Annotated in this window: 20 protein-coding genes; 1 reads left to right on the top strand and 19 read right to left on the bottom strand. The window is 69.2% G+C overall.

The window, feature by feature from the left end; all coding sequences use genetic code 11:
* The 10 genes from A5646_RS16745 to A5646_RS16700 all read right to left on the bottom strand — a co-directional run.
* The coding region (locus tag A5646_RS16745; RefSeq protein ID WP_156765628.1) for a phosphatidylglycerol lysyltransferase domain-containing protein at nucleotides 1–581 on the bottom strand (581 nt) is incomplete at its 3' end.
* Between the two features lie 144 nt (nucleotides 582–725).
* Complete coding sequence (locus A5646_RS16740; protein ID WP_156748861.1) at nucleotides 726–1601, bottom strand: acyl-CoA thioesterase II; 876 nt, start codon at nucleotides 1599–1601, stop codon at nucleotides 726–728.
* Between the two features lie 65 nt (nucleotides 1602–1666).
* A complete protein-coding gene (pyk, locus tag A5646_RS16735; RefSeq protein ID WP_066864067.1) occupies nucleotides 1667–3085 on the bottom strand; it encodes a pyruvate kinase in 1419 nt (472 codons plus the stop codon).
* Between the two features lie 66 nt (nucleotides 3086–3151).
* Nucleotides 3152–3544, bottom strand: coding sequence for a DUF2752 domain-containing protein (locus A5646_RS16730; RefSeq protein WP_231998346.1), 393 nt, complete (start codon nucleotides 3542–3544; stop codon nucleotides 3152–3154).
* A gap of 140 nt (nucleotides 3545–3684) precedes the next feature.
* On the bottom strand, nucleotides 3685–5205 hold the full coding sequence (locus A5646_RS16725) for a prolipoprotein diacylglyceryl transferase (protein ID WP_067022794.1): 1521 nt from the start codon (nucleotides 5203–5205) through the stop codon (nucleotides 3685–3687).
* Complete coding sequence (gene trpA, locus A5646_RS16720; RefSeq protein ID WP_067022790.1) at nucleotides 5202–6017, bottom strand: tryptophan synthase subunit alpha; 816 nt, start codon at nucleotides 6015–6017, stop codon at nucleotides 5202–5204. Before trpA ends, A5646_RS16725 begins: the two co-directional genes overlap by 4 nt.
* The gene (gene trpB / locus A5646_RS16715; protein ID WP_197505217.1) at nucleotides 6014–7276 is read right to left on the bottom strand and encodes a tryptophan synthase subunit beta; all 1263 of its coding nucleotides are present in this window, start codon (nucleotides 7274–7276) and stop codon (nucleotides 6014–6016) included. Before trpB ends, trpA begins: the two co-directional genes overlap by 4 nt.
* 70 nt (nucleotides 7277–7346) lie before the next feature.
* Nucleotides 7347–8165 carry an indole-3-glycerol phosphate synthase TrpC gene (trpC, locus tag A5646_RS16710; protein ID WP_066864082.1) on the bottom strand — a complete coding sequence of 273 codons (819 nt, stop codon included), beginning with the start codon at nucleotides 8163–8165 and terminating at the stop codon, nucleotides 7347–7349.
* 113 nt (nucleotides 8166–8278) lie between these two features.
* Complete coding sequence (locus tag A5646_RS16705; protein WP_067022785.1) at nucleotides 8279–8965, bottom strand: TIGR02234 family membrane protein; 687 nt, start codon at nucleotides 8963–8965, stop codon at nucleotides 8279–8281.
* On the bottom strand, nucleotides 8958–10490 hold the full coding sequence (locus tag A5646_RS16700) for an anthranilate synthase component I (protein ID WP_066877335.1): 1533 nt from the start codon (nucleotides 10488–10490) through the stop codon (nucleotides 8958–8960). Before A5646_RS16700 ends, A5646_RS16705 begins: the two co-directional genes overlap by 8 nt.
* Nucleotides 10491–10553: 63 nt before the next feature.
* On the opposite strand from A5646_RS16700, the gene A5646_RS16695 reads away from it, so the two are divergent.
* Nucleotides 10554–11012 carry a peroxiredoxin gene (locus A5646_RS16695; RefSeq protein WP_066864091.1) on the top strand — a complete coding sequence of 153 codons (459 nt, stop codon included), beginning with the start codon at nucleotides 10554–10556 and terminating at the stop codon, nucleotides 11010–11012.
* Between the two features lie 3 nt (nucleotides 11013–11015).
* Here A5646_RS16695 and A5646_RS16690 read toward each other — a convergent pair whose 3' ends face one another.
* The 9 genes from A5646_RS16690 to hisD form a co-directional block, all read right to left on the bottom strand.
* On the bottom strand, nucleotides 11016–12107 hold the full coding sequence (locus A5646_RS16690) for a calcium:proton antiporter (protein WP_066864094.1): 1092 nt from the start codon (nucleotides 12105–12107) through the stop codon (nucleotides 11016–11018).
* A 101-nt stretch (nucleotides 12108–12208) separates the two neighbouring features.
* Complete coding sequence (gene hisI, locus A5646_RS16685) at nucleotides 12209–12556, bottom strand: phosphoribosyl-AMP cyclohydrolase (RefSeq protein ID WP_066864097.1); 348 nt, start codon at nucleotides 12554–12556, stop codon at nucleotides 12209–12211.
* The gene (hisF, locus tag A5646_RS16680; RefSeq protein ID WP_067022784.1) at nucleotides 12553–13350 is read right to left on the bottom strand and encodes an imidazole glycerol phosphate synthase subunit HisF; all 798 of its coding nucleotides are present in this window, start codon (nucleotides 13348–13350) and stop codon (nucleotides 12553–12555) included. The genes hisI and hisF overlap by 4 nt, the downstream gene beginning before the upstream one ends.
* A gap of 1 nt (nucleotide 13351) precedes the next feature.
* Entirely contained in the window at nucleotides 13352–14152 is an 801-nt protein-coding gene (locus A5646_RS16675; protein ID WP_067022780.1) for an inositol monophosphatase, read from the bottom strand.
* Between the two features lie 6 nt (nucleotides 14153–14158).
* Entirely contained in the window at nucleotides 14159–14890 is a 732-nt protein-coding gene (priA, locus tag A5646_RS16670) for a bifunctional 1-(5-phosphoribosyl)-5-((5-phosphoribosylamino)methylideneamino)imidazole-4-carboxamide isomerase/phosphoribosylanthranilate isomerase PriA (RefSeq protein WP_067022778.1), read from the bottom strand.
* Nucleotides 14891–14972: 82 nt separating this feature from the next.
* Nucleotides 14973–15596 carry an imidazole glycerol phosphate synthase subunit HisH gene (gene hisH, locus A5646_RS16665; protein ID WP_067022775.1) on the bottom strand — a complete coding sequence of 208 codons (624 nt, stop codon included), beginning with the start codon at nucleotides 15594–15596 and terminating at the stop codon, nucleotides 14973–14975.
* Nucleotides 15593–16210 carry an imidazoleglycerol-phosphate dehydratase HisB gene (hisB, locus tag A5646_RS16660; RefSeq protein ID WP_066864107.1) on the bottom strand — a complete coding sequence of 206 codons (618 nt, stop codon included), beginning with the start codon at nucleotides 16208–16210 and terminating at the stop codon, nucleotides 15593–15595. The genes hisH and hisB overlap by 4 nt, the downstream gene beginning before the upstream one ends.
* Nucleotides 16207–17406 carry a histidinol-phosphate transaminase gene (locus tag A5646_RS16655; RefSeq protein WP_067022770.1) on the bottom strand — a complete coding sequence of 400 codons (1200 nt, stop codon included), beginning with the start codon at nucleotides 17404–17406 and terminating at the stop codon, nucleotides 16207–16209. Before A5646_RS16655 ends, hisB begins: the two co-directional genes overlap by 4 nt.
* Nucleotides 17403–18585 (bottom strand): histidinol dehydrogenase (gene hisD / locus A5646_RS16650; RefSeq protein ID WP_067022768.1); only part of this gene is annotated, 1183 nt, incomplete at its 5' end. The genes hisD and A5646_RS16655, both read right to left, overlap by 4 nt.

Raw genomic sequence — 18585 nt, 5'->3', positions numbered from 1 at the left:
AAGTGCGCCTCGTCACCGATCGGGTCACCGCCGACCACGGCGATCCCCAGCCGCGTCCGGTAGGCCAGCGCCGCGGTCCCGTCGGCGGTGAAGTGGTAGCTCTTGCCGGTCTGCATGGTGAACGGCGCCAACGCATCGCCGGCGGTCGCGTCGATCAACTTCCACAACCGCGGCAGGTCACCCGGCCGCGGATGGGAGGTCGTCGGCCACATCAACACCATGCCTGAGCTGGCGATCACCACGTCGCCGAGCAGATCGAAGGACAACACATGCAAACCCAGTCCCGCCAGCACGAAGAAGGCCGCGGCGGCCGCGTGCATCGTGGTCACGGGCCGGCCCAAAAAGATGCCGCGGGCCATCCAGGCCACCGCCACCAGCACCGTCAACGACCACGCCAACCGGTCGGTGTACTGCCAACTGGGTTGGCTGTGGTGGCGGGCGAGGATCTCGATGAGCCAGCACGCCGCGCCGAACAGCGCCAGAGCGCCGAGCAAGCGGGCCGCGAGTGAATCGACCGAAACGACAACGCGTTCGCGCGCGCGGGGCCTCGCTACCGTGACGCCCACCACCGGCCCGTTCACACCCACCTCCCGATGCGCTGACAACAGCTGGGCGGCTTGGTTGCCGCCTCTGCACCGAATACCCGGCTACGTTAAAGCTACGCCGCATCACGGCCATTACAAGGCGGAATTAGCGCGGAGATTTCGCGGCTATCGGGTCACGTTTTAACGACGGGAAGAAGGGAAGTATTTCAGCACGCCTTCTTGCACCACCGTGGCCAGCGGCAGGCCGGACCGGTCGAAGAAGTGCCCGGTGCCCAGCCCGCGCGAATCGGCCGCGACCGGTGACGATGTGGAGTACAACACCCAGTCGTTGAAGTCGACCTGCCGATGAAACCAAATGGAATGATTGGCCGACGCGGCGAATATGCGGTCGAATCCCCAGGAAAGACCGTGCGTGGTGATAACCGAGTCCAAAACGGTGGTGTCCGACGAATACACCATTGTTGCCGTGTGCAATACGGGGTCGTCGGGAATCTCCCCCAACGCCTTCACCCAGACCCGATTGTGCGGCAGCCGCTCGCCCTTCGTGCGCATCACCCAGGCGGGGTCGTTGGTGTACCGCCATTCGATGGGCTGCAGGGCGTTGACGAAGTGCGGAACGGTCTCCTCGTAACCGCGCAACAGTTCGCCGATGGTGGGCTGCGTGTGCGGTTCGGCCACCTCCGGCGGCTGGACGCCGTGTTCGAGGCCGCGGCCCCCGGCCATGTAGGAGATCAGCGCCGAGCTCAACAGCGTGCCGTCCTGCACCGCATCGACGCGCCGGTTGGCGAAGCGGCGCTCGTCGCGCAGCCTGGTCACGCGGAATTCGATGTCCTTGGCGGTGTCGCCCCCGTTGATGAAGTGCACCGACAGCGCGCTCGGCGGCAGGTCGTCACGAACCAGGCTGCGGCTGCTCGCGACGAACGACTGCGACATGAGCTGACCACCGAATGTTCGCATGGGGTTCTTGCTCGGATGCGAGCCGATGAACAGGTCGTCCTCGACGCGCTCGAGGTCGAGTGTCGCCAGCAGTTCGGTGAAGTCCGAATGGGTCGGTATTGCGGCTTGTTCCGCCGCGTACGGCTCCTGGGGCTCACAGCCGGCCGGCACACGCTCTCCTCGCGCTAGACGTCGTCCTCCCCGATCCGGTGCACATGGATGAGGTTGGTTGACCCTACTGTGCCAGGTGGCGCACCGGCGACGATGACCACCAGGTCGCCACGCTTGTAGCGACCTAGTTCCAGGAGCGACTTGTCGACCTGGCGGATCATGCCGTCGGTCGAGGTCATCATCGGGACGATGAACGTCTCGGTGCCCCAGGTCATGGCGAGTTGGCTGCGCACCTCGGGCCACGCGGTGAAGGCCAGCAGCGGCAGCGGGGTGTGCAGGCGCGCGAGGCGCTTGACCGTGTCGCCGGACTGGGTGAACGCGACGAGCGCCTTGGCGTCCAGCCGCTCGCCGATGTCGCGGGCCGCATACGAGATCACCCCGCGTTTGGTGCGGGGCACGTGCGTCAACGGCGGGGCGGCCGTCGAATTGTCCTCGACGGCGCAGATAATGCGCGCCATGGTCCGCACGGCCGCCATCGGGTACTTGCCCACCGAGGTTTCCCCGGACAGCATCACCGCGTCGGCGCCGTCGAGGACGGCGTTGGCGACGTCGGAGGCCTCGGCGCGAGTGGGTCGTGAGCTCTCGATCATCGAATCCAGCATCTGGGTGGCGACGATGACGGGTTTCGCGTTCTCCCGGGCCATCTGGATGGCCCGCTTCTGCACCAGCGGAACCTCTTCCAGGGGCAGCTCGACACCGAGGTCGCCGCGGGCCACCATGATGGCGTCGAACGCCAGCACGATGGCTTCCAGGTTGTCGACGGCCTCCGGCTTCTCCAGCTTCGCGATCACCGGCACCCGCCGGCCCACCCGGTCCATCACCTCGTGCACCAACTCGACGTCGGATGGCGAACGCACGAAGGAGAGCGCGACCAGGTCGACGCCGAGTTCCAGCGCGAAGGTGAGGTCCTCGATGTCCTTCTCCGACAAGGCCGGTGCGGACACGTTCATGCCGGGTAGCGAAATGCCCTTATTGTTGCTGACCGGCCCGCCCTCGACGACGGTGCAGATGACGTCGTCCCCCTCGATGCCTTCGATCACCAGGCCGACCTTGCCGTCGTCGACCAGAATCCGGTCGCCGACGGCGGCGTCGGTGGCCAGCTTCTTGTAGGTGGTCGACACCCGGTCGTGGTCGCCCTCGCAGTCCGCCACGGTGATCCGGACGGTTTCGCCGTCGGCCCAGTAGGTGGGACCGGTGGCGAAACGCCCCAACCGGATCTTGGGGCCCTGCAAGTCGGCGAGTACGCCGACGGCGCGGCCGGTGGCGTCGGAAGCCGAACGGACGCGCTCGTAAGCGGCCTTGTGATCCGAGTAGTCGCCGTGGCTGAAGTTCAGCCGGGCAACGTCCATTCCGGCTTCAACCAGGGCCTGGATCGACTCATCCGAATTGGTCGCAGGGCCAAGGGTGCAGACGATCTTTCCGCGTCTACTCACGCCGACCCAGCATAGTCGTGTGCGACCCCCACGGCCCGCAGATGGCGGACGCCGGGCAGTGTGCTCTTACCCACCAAGAACGGTGGGAAACAGCGGGAAGGCGGGCAGGTTACGCAGCGCCGCCCACGCGATCGTCGCGGCCACGACCGCCAGCAACGCCGCGCGCGACGGCAAAGCCCTGCCGCGGGCGCGGCGGACCAGCGCCCACATTGCCAGCAGCGGGATTCCTACCAGCAGGAAGACGTTGTCGTGGACGGCGGCCAGCAGGTCACCGTGCAATAGGTCATACGTCATCCGCAGCCCACCGCAAAACGGGCAGTTCCAGCCGGTGAGCATCCTGAACGGGCACGGCGGGTAGATCGAACTGGGACTGTGGGGGTCGGCCAGGGCGACATAGGTGAGCGCGCCGCCCAGCGCCAGGCCGGTTCCGGCCGAGATGACGAGGCGATGACGCCCCATCCCATCCGGATGGGAGTGTCCCGGGGCGTGCGCGGGCGAGTGGGGTTGGGTCATCGAGCAGCTGACCCTGCGGTGGTCACGCTTTTCAGGATGCCAGATCCGGTGCGCCCGGGCCGATGAAATGGGGCGGCACTCGGCGGTCAGCGGCCCAGGCGGTTGCGCAGGCGCGAGCCCCAGCGCCGCCGCGCTTCCGGTTGAGCCGGGGCCGTTTCGATGGCGGGTTCGGGCTGTGGCTTCTCGGCTTCCGGCTCTTCGGCTCCCGGTTCTTCGGATGCGGGCTCTTCGGCTTCCGGCTCTTCGGATTCCGGTTCTTCGGCTTCCGGCTCTTCAGCTTCGGGCTCTTCGGCCTCGGCCTCTTCAGCTTCGGGCTCTTCGTCTTTCGCTTCGGGTTCCTCGGCTTCGAGCTCTTCCGGTTCCTCGTCGTCGGCCTCGAGCTCCGCTGCCTCGAGCTCGGCCGCGTCGGCTTCCTCCGCACCGGAATCCGCGGCCACCGTCTCGGTCGCGGCCTCGTCAGCCGCCGCCTCGACCTCCGGTTCCTCGGATTCCTCCGCGGGCTCGGGCTCTTCGGCCTCGACCTCGGCGGGTTGCTGCTCGGTGACGGCCTCCGCCGAGTCCGCCACCGGTTCTTCGACTTCCGGCTCGGCGGCGGGGATCTCGTCGGAGTCCGCCGCCTCTTCGCGGCCTGCCGGCGCATCGGCCGCGGCAACGGCGCCGGCACCGGCGGCAGCCGTCGTCGCCGCCACCGTCGCGGGCTCGGCGTCCGACTCGGCCTGCGCCTCTTCCTCCTCGAGGTATTCGTTGCCGCGCAGGCTCTCGGGATCTTCGCGCCCCTTGGGCGCCGCCATCAGATACACCACGGCACCGATGAACACGAAAGTCGATGTGAACGAGTTGATCCGGATGCCCGCGATGTGGGTGGCGGTGTCGTCGCGCAGCAGCTCGACGCAGAACCGCCCGACGCAATAGCCCGCCACATATAGCGCGAACAACCGGCCGTGGCCCAGCGTGAAGCGCCGGTCGGCATAGATCAGGACCACGAAAATGAGCAGGTTCCAGAGTAGTTCGTAGAGGAACGTCGGCTGCACCACGAAAGCGATCTGGCCCGTCGAGATGCCGTCCAGCGAATGCGGGTCGATGTACCCGGTGGGGTCGCGGCGGTAGAACACCTCCAGACCCCAGGGCAGCGTCGTTTCGCGGCCGTAGAGCTCCTGGTTGAAGTAATTACCGAGCCGGCCGATCGCCTGCGCCAGAATGATTCCCGGAGCCAGCGCGTCGGCGAAGGCCGGAAGCGGAATCCCGCGCCGGCGGCAGCCGATCCAGGCGCCGACGCCGCCCAGCGCCACCGCGCCCCAGATGCCCAGGCCGCCGTCCCAGATCCGCACGGCCGCCCCGAGTCCCGCGCCGCCGGGGCCCCAATAGGTTCGCCAGTCGGTGGCCAGGTGGTAGAGCCGACCACCGATCAAGCCGAATGGCACCGTCCACAGCGCGATGTCGTAGATCACGCCGCGCTCGCCACCGCGCGCCTCCCAGCGCCGATCACCGATCAGTAGCGCCGCCACGATGCCGGCGATGATGAACAGCGCGTAGGCCCGGATGGGCAACGGCCCCAGGTGCCAGACACCCTGCGGCGGGCTCGGGAAGTAGGCCAGCAGCTTTGTCACGAGGCGGACGCCCCCCGACGGACACCGGCCGCGAGTTCCTCAGTCAGCGTGCGCAATGCAGTCAATCCCCCGTCCCCCAACGCCGTCACCAGCGCCGACCCCACGATGACACCGTCGGCGTAGCTGCCGATCTGGGCGGCTTGCTCTCCCGACCGGACCCCCAGGCCGACACCGACGGGTATGTCCGATATCTCTTTGACCCTGCCCACCAACTCGGGGGCGGCGTTGGACACGACGTCACGCGCCCCCGTCACGCCCATCGTCGAAGCGGCATAGACGAATCCGCGCGACGCCTCGACCGTCACCGCCAACCGCTGCGGCGTCGAGGACGGCGCCACCAGGAAGATCCGGTCCAGGCCGTGCCCCTCGGATGCCGCCAGCCACTGCGCGGCTTCGTCGGGGATGAGATCGGGGGTGATCAGGCCGTACCCTCCGGCCGCTGCCAGATCCCGGGCGAACGCGTCAACGCCGTAGCGCAACACGGGGTTCCAGTAGGTCATCACCACCGCATGCCCACCGGCGGCGCTGATCGCCTCGACCGCGGCAAGGGTGTCGCGCACGCGCACGCCGGCGTGCAGCGCGGCCTCCGTCGCCTTCGCGATGGTGGGGCCGTCCATGCCGGGATCGGAATAGGGCACCCCGACTTCGATGATGTCGCAACCCGATTCGACCAGTGCGGTCATTGCGTTCACGGACGTCGGCACGTCGGGATAACCGGTGGGCAGATAACCGATCAGCGCCGCCCGATTGTCGTTGCGGCAGCCGTCGAAGATCGACTGAAGTCTGCTCGCTTCGCTCTGCTTGACGGTCATCGATCGCTGGACCCCAACAGCCCGAACCACTTCGCGGCCGTCTCGACGTCCTTGTCACCGCGCCCGGACAGGTTCACCACGACGATCGCCCCCTGCCCCAATTCGGGTCCCAATTTCAGCGCGCCGGCGACGGCGTGCGCCGATTCGATCGCCGGGATGATCCCTTCCGTGCGGCACAGCACGCGGAACGCATCCATCGCCTCCGAGTCGGTGATCGGACGGTACTCGGCGCGCCCGATCTCGCGCAGGTACGCGTGTTCGGGACCCACACCCGGATAATCGAGACCCGCTGAGATGGAATGGGATTCGATGGTCTGCCCGTCGGAGTCCTGCAGCAGATACGAGAACGACCCCTGAAACGCGCCGGGCGAGCCGCCGCTGAAGGTCGCGGCGTGCCTTCCGGTTTCGACACCGTCGCCGGCCGCCTCGAAACCGACCAGCCGCACGCCCGGATCGTCGATGAAAGGGTGGAAGATGCCGATGGCGTTGGATCCACCGCCGATACAGGCCACCACGGCGTCGGGCAAGCGTCCGGCCTGGGCCTGGATCTGGGCGCGCGCCTCGAGGCCGATGATCCGCTGAAAGTCGCGCACCATGGCGGGAAAGGGATGCGGGCCGGCCGCGGTGCCGAAGCAGTAGAAGGTGTTGTCGGCATTGGTAACCCAATCCCGAAACGCCTCATTGATGGCGTCCTTGAGCGTTTTCGAGCCGCTGGCGACCGCGACGACCGTCGCTCCCAGCAAGCGCATCCGTGCGACGTTGAGCGCCTGGCGCTCGGTGTCCACCGCACCCATGTAGATCACGCATTCCAGGCCCAGCAAGGCACACGCGGTGGCGGTGGCGACGCCGTGCTGCCCGGCCCCGGTCTCGGCGATCACCCGCTTCTTGCCCATGCGCTGCGCCAGCAACGCCTGACCGAGCACGTTGTTGATCTTGTGAGAACCGGTGTGGTTCAAATCTTCTCGCTTGAGGAAGATCCGTGCGCCGGCCTGTTCGGACAGCCGCGGCGCCTCGTACAGCGGTGAGGGCCGGCCGGCGTAATGCGCCTGCAGGTAATCGAGCGTGTCCAGGAAATCCTGGTTGACCCGTTCCTTCTCGTAGGCGGCGGTGACCTCTTCGATCACGGCCATCAACGCCTCGGCGACATAGCGGCCGCCGTAGACGCCGAAATGGCCACCCGCATCCGGTTCGTGGCGGGTGGGTTCGGCGATGGCTGCGCTCGGATGCGGAAGGTCCGGGCGGGACAGGTCCACCATCACCAATGCTCTACGCGGGGATGGCTCATGGCGTTCAACGTATCAGCGCAGGGGCTCTTCAGTGACGAAGCGACTAGCGAGCCGGTTTCGGACAGGACGGATGGGTGCCCGCGGTGACCAGGTCGGCAACCGCGGCGCGCGGGTCACCGCTTTTGACCAGACCTTCGCCGACCAACACGGCGTCGGCACCCGCACCCGCATACGCCAGCAGGTCTGCGGTACCGCGCACACCGGATTCGGCAATCCTGATCACGTTGCTGGGCAGCCCGGGTGCGATGCGCGCGAAGCAATCCCGGTCCACCTCCAGCGTCGCCAGGTCGCGGGCGTTGACGCCGATTACCTTGGCGCCGGCCTTGAGCGCCCGGTCGGCTTCTTCTTCGGTGTGCACCTCGACGAGCGCCGTCATGCCCAGCGATTCGGTGCGATCCAGCATCGACACCAGCGCCGACTGCTCCAGCGCGGCGACGATGAGCAGCAGCATGTCGGCGCCGTGCGCACGCGCTTCGTGAATCTGATAGGGCTGCACGACAAAGTCTTTGCGCAGAATCGGGATCGAGACCGCCGCGCGCACCGCGTCGAGGTCGTCGAGCGAGCCGTGAAAACGTCGCTCCTCAGTCAAGACGCTGATGATGCGGGCGCCACCGTCTTCGTAGGCGCGGGCCAGCTTGGCCGGATCGGCAATGGTCGCCAGGGAGCCCGCCGACGGGCTGGCGCGCTTGACTTCGGCGATGACGCCGATTCCCGGCTCGCGCAGGGCGGCCATCACGTCGCGTGGCGGCGGCGCGGCCGCCGCGGCGGCTTTGATCTCGGACAGGCTGATGAGCGCTTCCCGCGCGGCAACGTCGGCCCGGACTCCCTCGAGGATGGAGTCAAGCACGGTTGCCGGACTCATGCCTGTCGTTTCCCTTCGCCCTGTTCGTCCGCTGTCATCCCACGGCCACTTTGGTGTCCCCAGCCGATCGCGACGACGTGAATGAAGGGTAGCGGCCCGCGGCTTGCGGCCCGTCACCGACCCTCGGTGTCAGACCCACCCGCCCGATCGGTCGGGTCGCGCCCCTCGTCAAGCGCGTCCCAGATCGTCCGCTCCGACATTCCCGGCGTCTCCGGCTGCTCCAGCATCGCCCCGTCGGCCTCTTCGCGTTGCACAATCGACCGGCGCGTCGCCGGTGTCGCGTACTTTCGTGCGCTCGAGCGGGCGGATCGCGAGTCCGACGCGGATCGCATGAGCAGTACGGCCGCGATCAGCGTGCACGCCGCGGCCACCACCGTGACGCCGGCGCCCCAGTACCGCCGTTCGCTTCCGACCAGCGTCATCACCGACACGTGGGCCAGCTCGGCGCCGCGGACCGCCACGTCGGGCAGCGCCCACAGGCTGATCCCGAGGTAGCCGACCGCCAGGCTGACCACCGCCAGCAGCCCCGCGAGTGCGCGCAGCAGCCATCCCCGCACGGCGATGGCGGCGACGGCCCCGGCCAGCAGCAGCAGCGCCAACGGCAACAGCGCCGTCGACCAGGCGCCGCCGGCCAAAGTCACCTGTTTGGGCGGCCCCAGCCCGTCGAACGAGCGGATGACGACCCACGGCAGCCGCGAGGCCACCCACAACGCCCCCGCGGCGACCACCAGGACGATCTGGGCAATCCGGATCAGCCAGCGGCCGGTCGGCCGACCGGTGTCCGCGCCGGCCTCACTCATCGGACCCGGGTTCGGTCAGCGTCTCGGCGGCGGCGATCGCGCTGAGCACCGCGCGGGCCTTGTTCGTCGCCTCGGTGTACTCGTAGGGGCCGTTGGAGTCCGCCACCACCCCGCCCCCGGATTGCACGTACGCGGTGCCGTCGCGCATCAGGGCGGTGCGGATGGCGATCGCGAAGTCGGCGTTGCCGGCGAAGTCCAGGTAGCCGACCACGCCGCCGTACAGGCCGCGGCGGGTCGTCTCCACCTCTTCGATCAGCTCCATGGCCCGGACCTTCGGCGCGCCGGACAGGGTGCCGGCCGGGAAGCAGGCCGTCACCGCATCCAGCGCGGTCCGGCCCTCGTCGAGCGTGCCGGTCACCGTCGACACCAGGTGCATGACGTGGCTGTAGCGCTCGATGTGGCTGTAGTCCTCGACGCGCACGGTGCCCGGCGCGCAGACCCGCCCCAGATCGTTGCGGCCCAGATCGACCAGCATCAGGTGCTCGGCGCGTTCCTTCTCGTCGGCCAACAGCTCCTTTTCCAGCAGGTGATCCTCCTCGTCGGTGTCGCCGCGCCACCTGGTTCCCGCGATCGGGTGGGTGGTCGCGACGCCTTCGCAGACGGTGACGAGCGCTTCCGGGCTGGAGCCGACGATCGAAAAGTCGGTTCCGCCAGCGTCATTCGGCACATGCAGCAGATACATGTAGGGGCTCGGATTGGTGACCCGCAACATCCGATACACGTCGATCGGGTCCACCTGGGTGTCCATCTCGAACCGTTGCGAGGGCACCACCTGGAACGCTTCGCCCGCGGCGATCTGTTCGACGAGGTAGTCGACGATCTTGCCGTACTCCTCGACGCTGCGCTGCGCGCGGTAGCGCGGCTCGGGCCGCTCGAACGTGCCGACCGTCGACGGCAACGGCTGACCCAGCGCCGCGGTCATCACGTTCAGGCGGGCGATCGCGTCGTCGTAGGCCTCGTCGAAGCCGTCCTGGGTTCCGTTCCAGTTCACGGCGTTGGCGATCAGCGTGATGGTCCCCTCGTGATGATCGACCGCCGCCACATCCGTGGCCAGCAGCAGCAACATGTCGGGGAGCTTCAGGTCGTCGACGGCCAGCTCGGGCAGCCGTTCCAGGCGCCGCACCATGTCGTAGGCGAAGAACCCGACCATGCCGCCCGACAGCGGGGGCAGCCCCTCGAGCGGGCCGGTGGCCAGCACTTCCAGGGTGGTGCGCAGGGCCTGCAGCGGGTCGCCCCCGGTCGGCGCGTCCCGTGGCACCACGCCGAGCCAGACGGCTTCACCGTCGCGCACGGTCAGCGCCGACGGCGATCCCGCGCCGATGAACGACCACCGCGACCAGGACCGGCCGTGCTCGGCGGACTCCAGCAGGAAGGTGCCCGGGCGGTCGGCGGCGAGTTTGCGGTAGGCCGACAGCGGAGTCTCGCTGTCGGCCAGCACCTTGCGGGTCACCGGGACCACACGGTGCTCGGCCGCCAGCTGGCGAAAAGCCTCTCGTGAGGTCGTCGCGGCAGGGTGGGCGTGCACCGATCCATCCTTCCAGACGCGTGGAAACCCGAGCGGGACAGCGTCCGGCGTAGCGTGTCCGCCATGAAACCTGGTGACACCGTCGCGGACTTCGAACTGCCCGATCAGACCGGGACGCCGCGCAAGCTCAGCGAACTGCTCTCCGGCGGGCCCGTTGTGCTGTTCTTCTACCCGGCCGCGATGACGCCCGGCTGCACCAAGGAAGCGTGCCACTTCCGCGACCTGGCCGCCGAGTTCGCCGCGGTCGGCGCTAACCGGGTGGGCATCAGCGCCGACGCCGTGCCCAAGCAGGCCAAGTTCGCCGACCTGCAGAAGTTCGACTACCCGCTGCTGTCGGACACCGACGGCGCCGTCGCCACCCAGTTCGGCGTCAAGCGCGGCCTGCTCGGCAAGCTGATGCCGGTCAAGCGCACGACGTTCGTCATCGACACCGACCGCACGGTGCTCGAGGTGATCTCCAGCGAATTCAACATGAACGGCCACGCCGACAAGGCGCTGGCGACGCTGCGGGGCCGCGCGTAGCGGTCAGGGGTTGATCGCCAAGAACACGTAGGCGGCCAGCAGCACCAGATGTACCTCGCCCTGCAGGCGGGTCGCCCGCCCGGGCACCACCGTCAGCATGCTGATCACGACCGTCAGGGCAAGCAACACCAGCTGGATGGCGCCGAGGCCGAGCACCAGCGGCCCCTTGAGCCAGATCGACGCCAGCGCGATCGTCGGGATGGTGAGCCCGATGCTGGCCATCGCCGAGCCGTACGCCAGGTTCAGGCTGATTTGGATGCGGCCCTTTCGCGCCGACCGAGCCGCCGCGAGCGTCTCGGGCAGCAGCACCAGCGCCGCGATGATCACGCCCACGAACGACTGCGGCAAGCCCGCCATCACCACCGCGTGTTCGACGGCCGGTGATTCCTCCTCGGCCAGGCCGACCACCGCCACCAGCGCGCAGAGCAGCAGCACCAGGCTGCTCAGCGCCTGCCGCCTGGTGGGTGGATCCGCGTGACTCTCGTCCTCGAACACGCGCTTTTGGCCCCTCTGCGCGATCGGCAGAAAGAAATCGCGGTGCCGCATGGTCTGGGTGAACACGAACAGCAGGTACACCAAGAGCGTGGCGATCGCGGCGAAGCCGAGCTGGCTGGGGGTGAACTCCCTGCCCGGGCGCCCGGTGGTGAAGGCGGGCAAAACCAGGCTCAACGTGGCCACCGTGGTGACCGAGGCCAGGGCGGCTCCAGCGCCTTCGGCGTTGAACAGGGTCACGCCATAGCGTCGGGAGCCGAGCAGCAGCGATAACCCGGCGATCCCGTTGGTGGTGATCATCAGCGCGGCGAATGCGGTGTCCCTGGCCAGCGTCGCGGCTTCGTTGCCGCCGGATGTCATCAGGGTGACGATGAGGGCCACCTCGATGATGGTGACCGCGGCCGCGAGTATCAGCGACCCGAAGGGCTCGCCGACCCGGTGGGCGACCACCTCCGCGTGGTGCACCGCGGCAACCACCGCACCGATGAGAAACAGCGCCGCCACCCCGACAAGAACCGGTCCCAGTTTCTCGCCCCAGATCACTGCCAGCACGATGACGGAAAGCACCGGCACAACGATGTTCCAGGACAGCCATTTCGACATTGACTGCCATTCTTGTCGATGTCATGGCCCCATGTGCGCGGAAGGTGACCCTAGACACGTCCGGACATGCTGGACGGCTCGGTGCCGGCTGGTCCGTCGGGTCAGCTCGGCGGGGGCAGCAGCTCGTCGGCGTCGAAGCAGCTGTGGTCACCGGTGTGACACGCCCCACCGACCTGGTCGACCGTCAGCAGCACGGTGTCGCCGTCGCAGTCCAGCCGCACCGAGTGGACGTACTGGGTGTGACCGGACGTCGCCCCCTTGATCCACTGCTGGCCGCGGGACCGCGAATAATAGGTCGCCTCACGGGTTTCCAGGGTGCGGGCCAGCGCCGCGTCGTCCATCCAGGCGACCATCAGCACGTCGCCGCTGCCGCGCTCCTGCACGACGGCGGCGAACAGGCCGTCGGCGTTGCGCTTCAGCCGGGCCGCGATCTTCGGGTCGAGCGTCATCGGGCCATCCTTACCGCGATTCCCGCCTCGGCCATGGCCGCCTTGACCTGCCCGATGGTCAGCTCCCGGAAGTGGAACACGCTGGCGGCCAACACCGCGTCGGCGCCGGCCGCGACCGCCGGCGCGAAGTGCTCGGCCGCCCCGGCGCCGCCGCTGGCGATCACCGGGACCGTGACCGCCGAACGCACCGCCTGCAGCATCTCCAGGTCGAACCCCGCTTTGGTGCCGTCGGCGTCCATCGAGTTCAGCAGGATCTCCCCCACCCCCAAATCGGCTCCGCGCGAAGCCCATTCGACCGCGTCGAGACCGGTGCCCCGGCGCCCGCCGTGGGTGGTGACCTCCCAGCCCGACGGCGTCGGCACGGCCCCCGGGGGCACCGTGCGGGCATCGACGGACAGCACGATGCACTGGGAACCGAACTGCCGTGCCATCTCGGCCAGCAGCTCGGGCCGGGCGATCGCGGCGGTGTTGATGGAGACCTTGTCGGCGCCCGCACGCAGCAGGACGTCGACGTCGGCCACGGTGCGCACGCCGCCGCCGACGGTCAGCGGGATGAAAACCTGCTCGGCCGTGCGGCGCACCACGTCGAGCATGGTCGCCCGTCCCGACGACGACGCCGTCACGTCGAGGAAGGTGAGCTCGTCGGCGCCTTCGGCGTCATAGGCGGACGCCAGCTCCACGGGATCGCCCGCGTCCCGGAGGTTTTCGAAGTTGACGCCCTTGACCACGCGGCCGCCGTCGACGTCCAGGCACGGGATCACCCGCACCGCCAGGCCCTTGGGACTCGGGGGCATCTCAGTAATCTTCCGGTCGGCCGGTGGCGCGCAGGATTTCCAGGATCTCGGCGTGGGCGTCGGGGCCCGCCGCCAGCGCGGAATCCGACGAGGGGGTCCACGGCTGCCCGGCCAGGTCGGTGACGACACCGCCGGCGGCTCGCACCAGCGCGACCCCGGCGGCGTGATCCCACACGTGGCCGCCGAAACTTACTGCCGCGCCTAATATTCCGTCGGCGACGAACGCGAGGTCGAGTCCGGTGGAGCCGTGCATGCGCAATCGCGACGAGACCCGACTCAGGTTCTCCAGCAACGCGATCCGGTAGCGTCCCGGGAACCGGCCCCGCGCGTCCGCGCTGAACGACCCGGCGCCGACCAGGGCGTCGGCCAGGTCGATGGAGGTCAGCGGCGGCTGCGGCACCCCGTTCTTGCGGAACGGTCCGCCCGCCACCGCGGTGTAGCGCTGGTCGAAGAACGGCAGCCAGGTCAGCCCGGCCACCGGGTCGCCGTGGTGCAGCAGGCCCAACAAGATCCCGGCCATCGGCGATCCGGCCGCGTAGTTGAAGGTGCCGTCGACGGGGTCCAACACCCACACCCACGGGGAGTCGACGGCCGAACCGCCGAACTCCTCGCCGTGCACCCCGATCCCGGTGACCTCGACGAGCGCGGCGACCACCTGACGCTCGATCGCGAGGTCGACGTCGGTGGCAAAGTCGTTGCCCTTCTTGCGGACCGCGGAATCGGCGCGGTGCCCGGACAGAAACGGCTCGGCCGCGTCGTCGAGGATCGCCGACGCCTGGGCCACCAACGTGTGCACGTCCATGCGGCGCTACTCCGCCACCGCGGCCAGCGCCTGCGGCAAGGTGAACCGCCCGGCGTAGAGGGCCTTGCCCACGATGGCGCCCTCGACACCGCGGCCGGTGAGGGTGGCGATCGCGCGCAGGTCGTCGAGGCTGGACACGCCGCCGGAGGCGATCACCGGGGCGTCGGTGCGCTCGGCGACCGACGCCAGCAGGTCCAGATTGGGCCCGCCCAGGGTGCCGTCCTTGGTCACGTCGGTGACCACGAACCGCGAACAGCCTTGCCCGTCAAGGCGTTCCAGCACTTCCCACAGGTCACCGCCGTCGGTCTCCCAGCCCCGCCCGCGCAGCCGGTGCGCGCCGTCGACGATCTGCACGTCCAGGCCCACGGCCACCCGCTCGCCGTGCTCGCTGATCGCGCGGGCGCACCACTGCGGGTTTTCCAGGGCCGCCGTGCCCAGGTTGACCCGAGCGCAGCCGGTGGCCAGGGCGGCGGCCAGCGAGTCGTCGTCGCGGATGCCGCCGGACAGCTCCACCCGCACGTCGAGCTCGCCGACCACCTCGGCCAGCAGCTCGCGGTTGGAACCGCGCCCGAACGCCGCGTCCAGATCCACCAGATGGATCCATTCGGCGCCGTCGCGCTGCCAGGTCAGCGCGGCGTCCAGCGCCGAGCCGTATTCGGTTTCACTGCCCGCCTTGCCCTGCACCAGACGCACGGCGCGGCCGTCGACCACGTCGACCGCGGGCAACAAGATCAACACATTTCCTCCTGTGTGCCGGGCACGCGACGGGTGACGTGCGTCCGCGGCGGTTGCTTGACACAAAGCGCCGGCGCGAGGTCCGTCACAATCCCCGGACCCAATTGCTCAACAAGGCCGCGCCGGCATCCCCGCTCTTCTCCGGGTGGAATTGGGTGGCCGACAGCGGCCCGTCCTCGACCGCGGCCAGAAACGGGCCCTCGTGAGTGGCCCACGTCAGCACCGCATCCGGCGAACCTTCCCACTGCTGGGCGGCATAGGAGTGCACGAAGTAGAACCGGGTGTCGGCGTCGAGTCCCTTGAACAGCACTGTGCCGGGCCCGGATTCGACGATGTTCCAGCCCATGTGCGGGATGACGGGAGCTTGCAGTCGCGTGACGTATCCCGGCCACTGCCCGCAGCCCGCGGTCTCCACGCTGAATTCGACGCCGTGGGCGAACAGGATCTGCATCCCAACACAGACGCCCAGTACCGGGCGCCCGGCGGCCACCCGGTCGGCGATGATGCGGTCGCCGCCGATGCCGCGCAGTCCCGTCATGCAGGCCTCGTACGCACCGACGCCGGGCACCACCAGCCCGTCGGCGGCGGCCGCGGCGGCGGCGTCGGCGGTCACCTCGACCGACGCGCCGACCCGCTCGAGCGCGCGCTGAGCCGACCGCAGGTTGCCCGAGCCGTAGTCGAGGACGACGACTTTCTTGTGCGCCGTCACAGCACCCCTTTGGTGGACGGCACGTCCGAGACGCGGGGGTCGGACTCGACCGCCTGGCGCAGCGCGCGGGCAACCGCCTTGTACTGTGCCTCGGTGATGTGGTGCGGGTCGCGCCCGTACAGCACGCGCACGTGCAGCGCGATGCGCGCGTTCATGGCCAGCGATTCGAACACGTGCCGGTTGATGACGGTGTGATAGGGCACCGAGTTGCCGGCAATGGTGGTGTGCTGCAAGTGATCCGGTTCCCCGCTGTGCACGCAGTAGGGCCGGCCGGACACGTCGACCGCCGCGTGGGCCAGCGTCTCGTCCATCGGGATGAAGGCGTCACCGAACCGGCGGATGCCCCGTTTGTCACCCAGGGCCTTGGCGAGCGCCTGGCCGAGTGCGATCGCGGTGTCCTCGATGGTGTGGTGCCCCTCGATCTCGACGTCGCCCTTGGTGCGCACGGTCAGGTCGAAGCTGGCGTGACTGCCCAGGGCCGTCAGCATGTGGTCGTAGAACGGCACACCGGTGTCGATGTCGACCCGGCCGGTGCCGTCGAGGTCGAGTTCGACGACGATGTCGGATTCCTTGGTGCGGCGCTCGATGCGGGCGCGGCGGGTTTCGGTGCTCACGGGGCTCCTAACACATGGTCGCGACCCGCCGCACGCGGCTTGGCCGCGCTTGCGATCGCTCCTACTGAGGTGGCTGGGGCCAGTTCGGTGGCGGCGATCTGGGCGCTGGCTTGCAAAAAGGCGTCGTTCTCCTCGGCCAGCCCGGTGGTGGCGCGCAGGTAGCCGGGGATTCCGACGTCGCGGATCAGCACTCCGGCGTCCAGATAGCGTTGCCAGGTGGCCGGCGCGTCGGCGAATTCACCGAACAGCACGAAGTTGGCGTCGCTGGGAATCACCCGAAAACCCATGCCGGTCAAGGCCGTCGAGACGCGTTCGCGTTCCGCGATCAGGGTCGCCACGCTGCCCAGCGTGTCGTCGGCGTGCCGCAGGGCGGCCCGCGCGGCGGCTTGGGTGAGCACCGACAGGTGATACGGCAACCGCACCAGCAGCATCGCGTCGATCACCGCCGGGGTGGCGATCAGGTAGCCAAGCCGGCCGCCGGCGAACGCGAACGCCTTGCTCATGGTGCGCGAGACGATGAGCTTGGTCGGATACTCCGCCACCAGCGCGACCGCGCTGGGTTGCGAGGAGAATTCGCCGTAGGCCTCGTCGACGATCAGGATGCCGGGCACCACGTCGAGCAGCCGCCGCAGGTCCGGCAGCGAAACGCTCTGTCCGGACGGGTTATTCGGGCTGGCGACGAACACCACGTCGGGCCGGCGGTCGATGATCGCGGCCACGGCGGTATCCACGTCCAGGCTGAAGTCGTCGGCGCGGGCGGCATGCAGCCATTCGGTGCGGGTGCCGTCAGAGATGATCGGGTGCATCGAGTAGGACGGGACGAATCCGATGGCACTGCGCCCGGGGCCGCCGAACGCCTGCAGCAGCTGCTGCAAAATCTCGTTGGAACCGTTTGCCGCCCAAAGGTTTTCCGCACCTAGCGCGACACCGGTCTGGGCGCTCAGGTAGGCGGCCAGGTCGCTGCGTAGGGCCACCGCGTCGCGATCGGGATAGCGGTGCAGATCGGCGGCGGCCTGTCCCACCGAGCGCACCACGTCGTCGACGAGCGCCGTGCTGGGCGGGTGCGGGTTCTCGTTGGTGTTCAACCGCACCGGGACATCCAATTGCGGTGCGCCGTAGGGTGATTTGCCGCGCAGGTCCTCGCGCAGCGGCAGGTCGTCCAGTGTCGGTTGGCGCGTGGGCTTCTCGATGCTCATCGCTCGAACCTCCGCCGCACCGCTTCGCCGTGTGACGGCAGGTCTTCGGCCTCGGCCAGCGCGATCACGTGTCCGGACACGTCCTTCAGGGCCGCCTCGGTGTAGTCGACGACGTGGATGCCGCGCAGGAAGGTCTGCACGGACAGTCCGCTGGAATGCCGGGCGCTGCCGGCGGTCGGCAGCACGTGGTTGGATCCGGCGCAGTAGTCGCCGAGGCTCACCGGCGCATACGGGCCGACGAAAATGGCGCCGGCCGAACGGATTCGGCCCGCCACGGCCGGCGCGTCGACGGTCTGGATCTCCAGGTGTTCGGCGGCGTAGGCATTGACGACGGTGACCCCGGCGTCCAGGTCGTCGACCAGGATGATGGCCGACTGGCGGCCACCGAGTGCAGCCGTCACCCGGTCGCGGTGCACGGTCGTGCGCAGCTGGGCGGCCAGCTCGGCCTCGGTGGCCGCTGCCAGCTCCGCGCTGGGGGTGACCAGCACGCTGCCCGCCATCTCGTCGTGCTCGGCCTGACTGATCAGGTCGGCCGCCACGTGCGCCGGGTCGGCGGTGTGGTCGGCCAGGATCGCGATCTCGGTGGGGCCGGCCTCGGCGTCGATGCCGACGCGCGACCGGCACAGCCGCTTGGCGGCGGTGACGTAGATGTTGCCGGGCCCGGTGATCATGTCGACGGGCGCCAACTCGGCGCCGTCGAGATCGGTGCCGCCGTAGGCCAGCAGCGCCACCGCCTGCGCGCCGCCCACGGCCCACACCTCGTCGACCTCCAGCAGCCGGGCGGCGGCGAGGATCGTCGGGTGCGGCAGACCGTCGAACTGGGCCTGCGGCGGGCTGGCCACCACCAGCGAGGCGACCCCGGCGGCCTGGGCCGGCACGACGTTCATCACCACGCTGGACGGGTAGACGGCGTTGCCCCCGGGCACGTAGAGACCCACCCGGTCGACGGGAACCCACCGCTCGGTGACCGTCGCGCCCGGGCCCAAAGTGGTCGTCACGTCGGTGCGGCGCTGGTCGGCGTGCACCGCGCGGGTGCGCTCGATCATCACCCGCAGGGCGTCGGCCACCCGCGGGTCCAGTTCGGTCAGGGCCTTCTCGAGGGCAGCGCCGGGCACACGGACGGCCGGGGGCCGGATCCCGTCGAAGGTGGCGCCGAATTCCAGGGCGGCCTCGGCGCCG

It is taken from the genome of Mycobacterium sp. 1245499.0 (genome assembly GCF_001673615.1).
Taxonomy (GTDB): Bacteria; Actinomycetota; Actinomycetes; order Mycobacteriales; family Mycobacteriaceae; genus Mycobacterium; species Mycobacterium europaeum_A.
Note: the sequence above shows the minus strand (reverse complement) of the source record. Positions and strands in the feature narration are given on the sequence as shown.

Excerpts from the sequence above, each read along its gene's own strand:
- hisI (WP_066864097.1), bottom strand. The coding sequence starts at position 12,556 with ATGACGCTCGACCCGAAGATCGCGGCCCGGCTGAAGCGCAACGCCGAC.
- hisF (WP_067022784.1), bottom strand. The coding sequence starts at position 13,350 with ATGCCCCCGAGTCCCAAGGGCCTGGCGGTGCGGGTGATCCCGTGCCTG.
- A5646_RS16695 (WP_066864091.1), top strand. The coding sequence starts at position 10,554 with ATGAAACCTGGTGACACCGTCGCGGACTTCGAACTGCCCGATCAGACC.
- trpA (WP_067022790.1), bottom strand. The coding sequence starts at position 6,017 with ATGACCGTCAAGCAGAGCGAAGCGAGCAGACTTCAGTCGATCTTCGAC.
- A5646_RS16690 (WP_066864094.1), bottom strand. The coding sequence starts at position 12,107 with ATGTCGAAATGGCTGTCCTGGAACATCGTTGTGCCGGTGCTTTCCGTC.
- A5646_RS16655 (WP_067022770.1), bottom strand. The coding sequence starts at position 17,406 with ATGAGCATCGAGAAGCCCACGCGCCAACCGACACTGGACGACCTGCCG.
- trpC (WP_066864082.1), bottom strand. The coding sequence starts at position 8,165 with ATGAGTCCGGCAACCGTGCTTGACTCCATCCTCGAGGGAGTCCGGGCC.
- A5646_RS16730 (WP_231998346.1), bottom strand. The coding sequence starts at position 3,544 with ATGGGGCGTCATCGCCTCGTCATCTCGGCCGGAACCGGCCTGGCGCTG.
- A5646_RS16675 (WP_067022780.1), bottom strand. The coding sequence starts at position 14,152 with ATGGACGTGCACACGTTGGTGGCCCAGGCGTCGGCGATCCTCGACGAC.
- A5646_RS16705 (WP_067022785.1), bottom strand. The coding sequence starts at position 8,965 with ATGAGTGAGGCCGGCGCGGACACCGGTCGGCCGACCGGCCGCTGGCTG.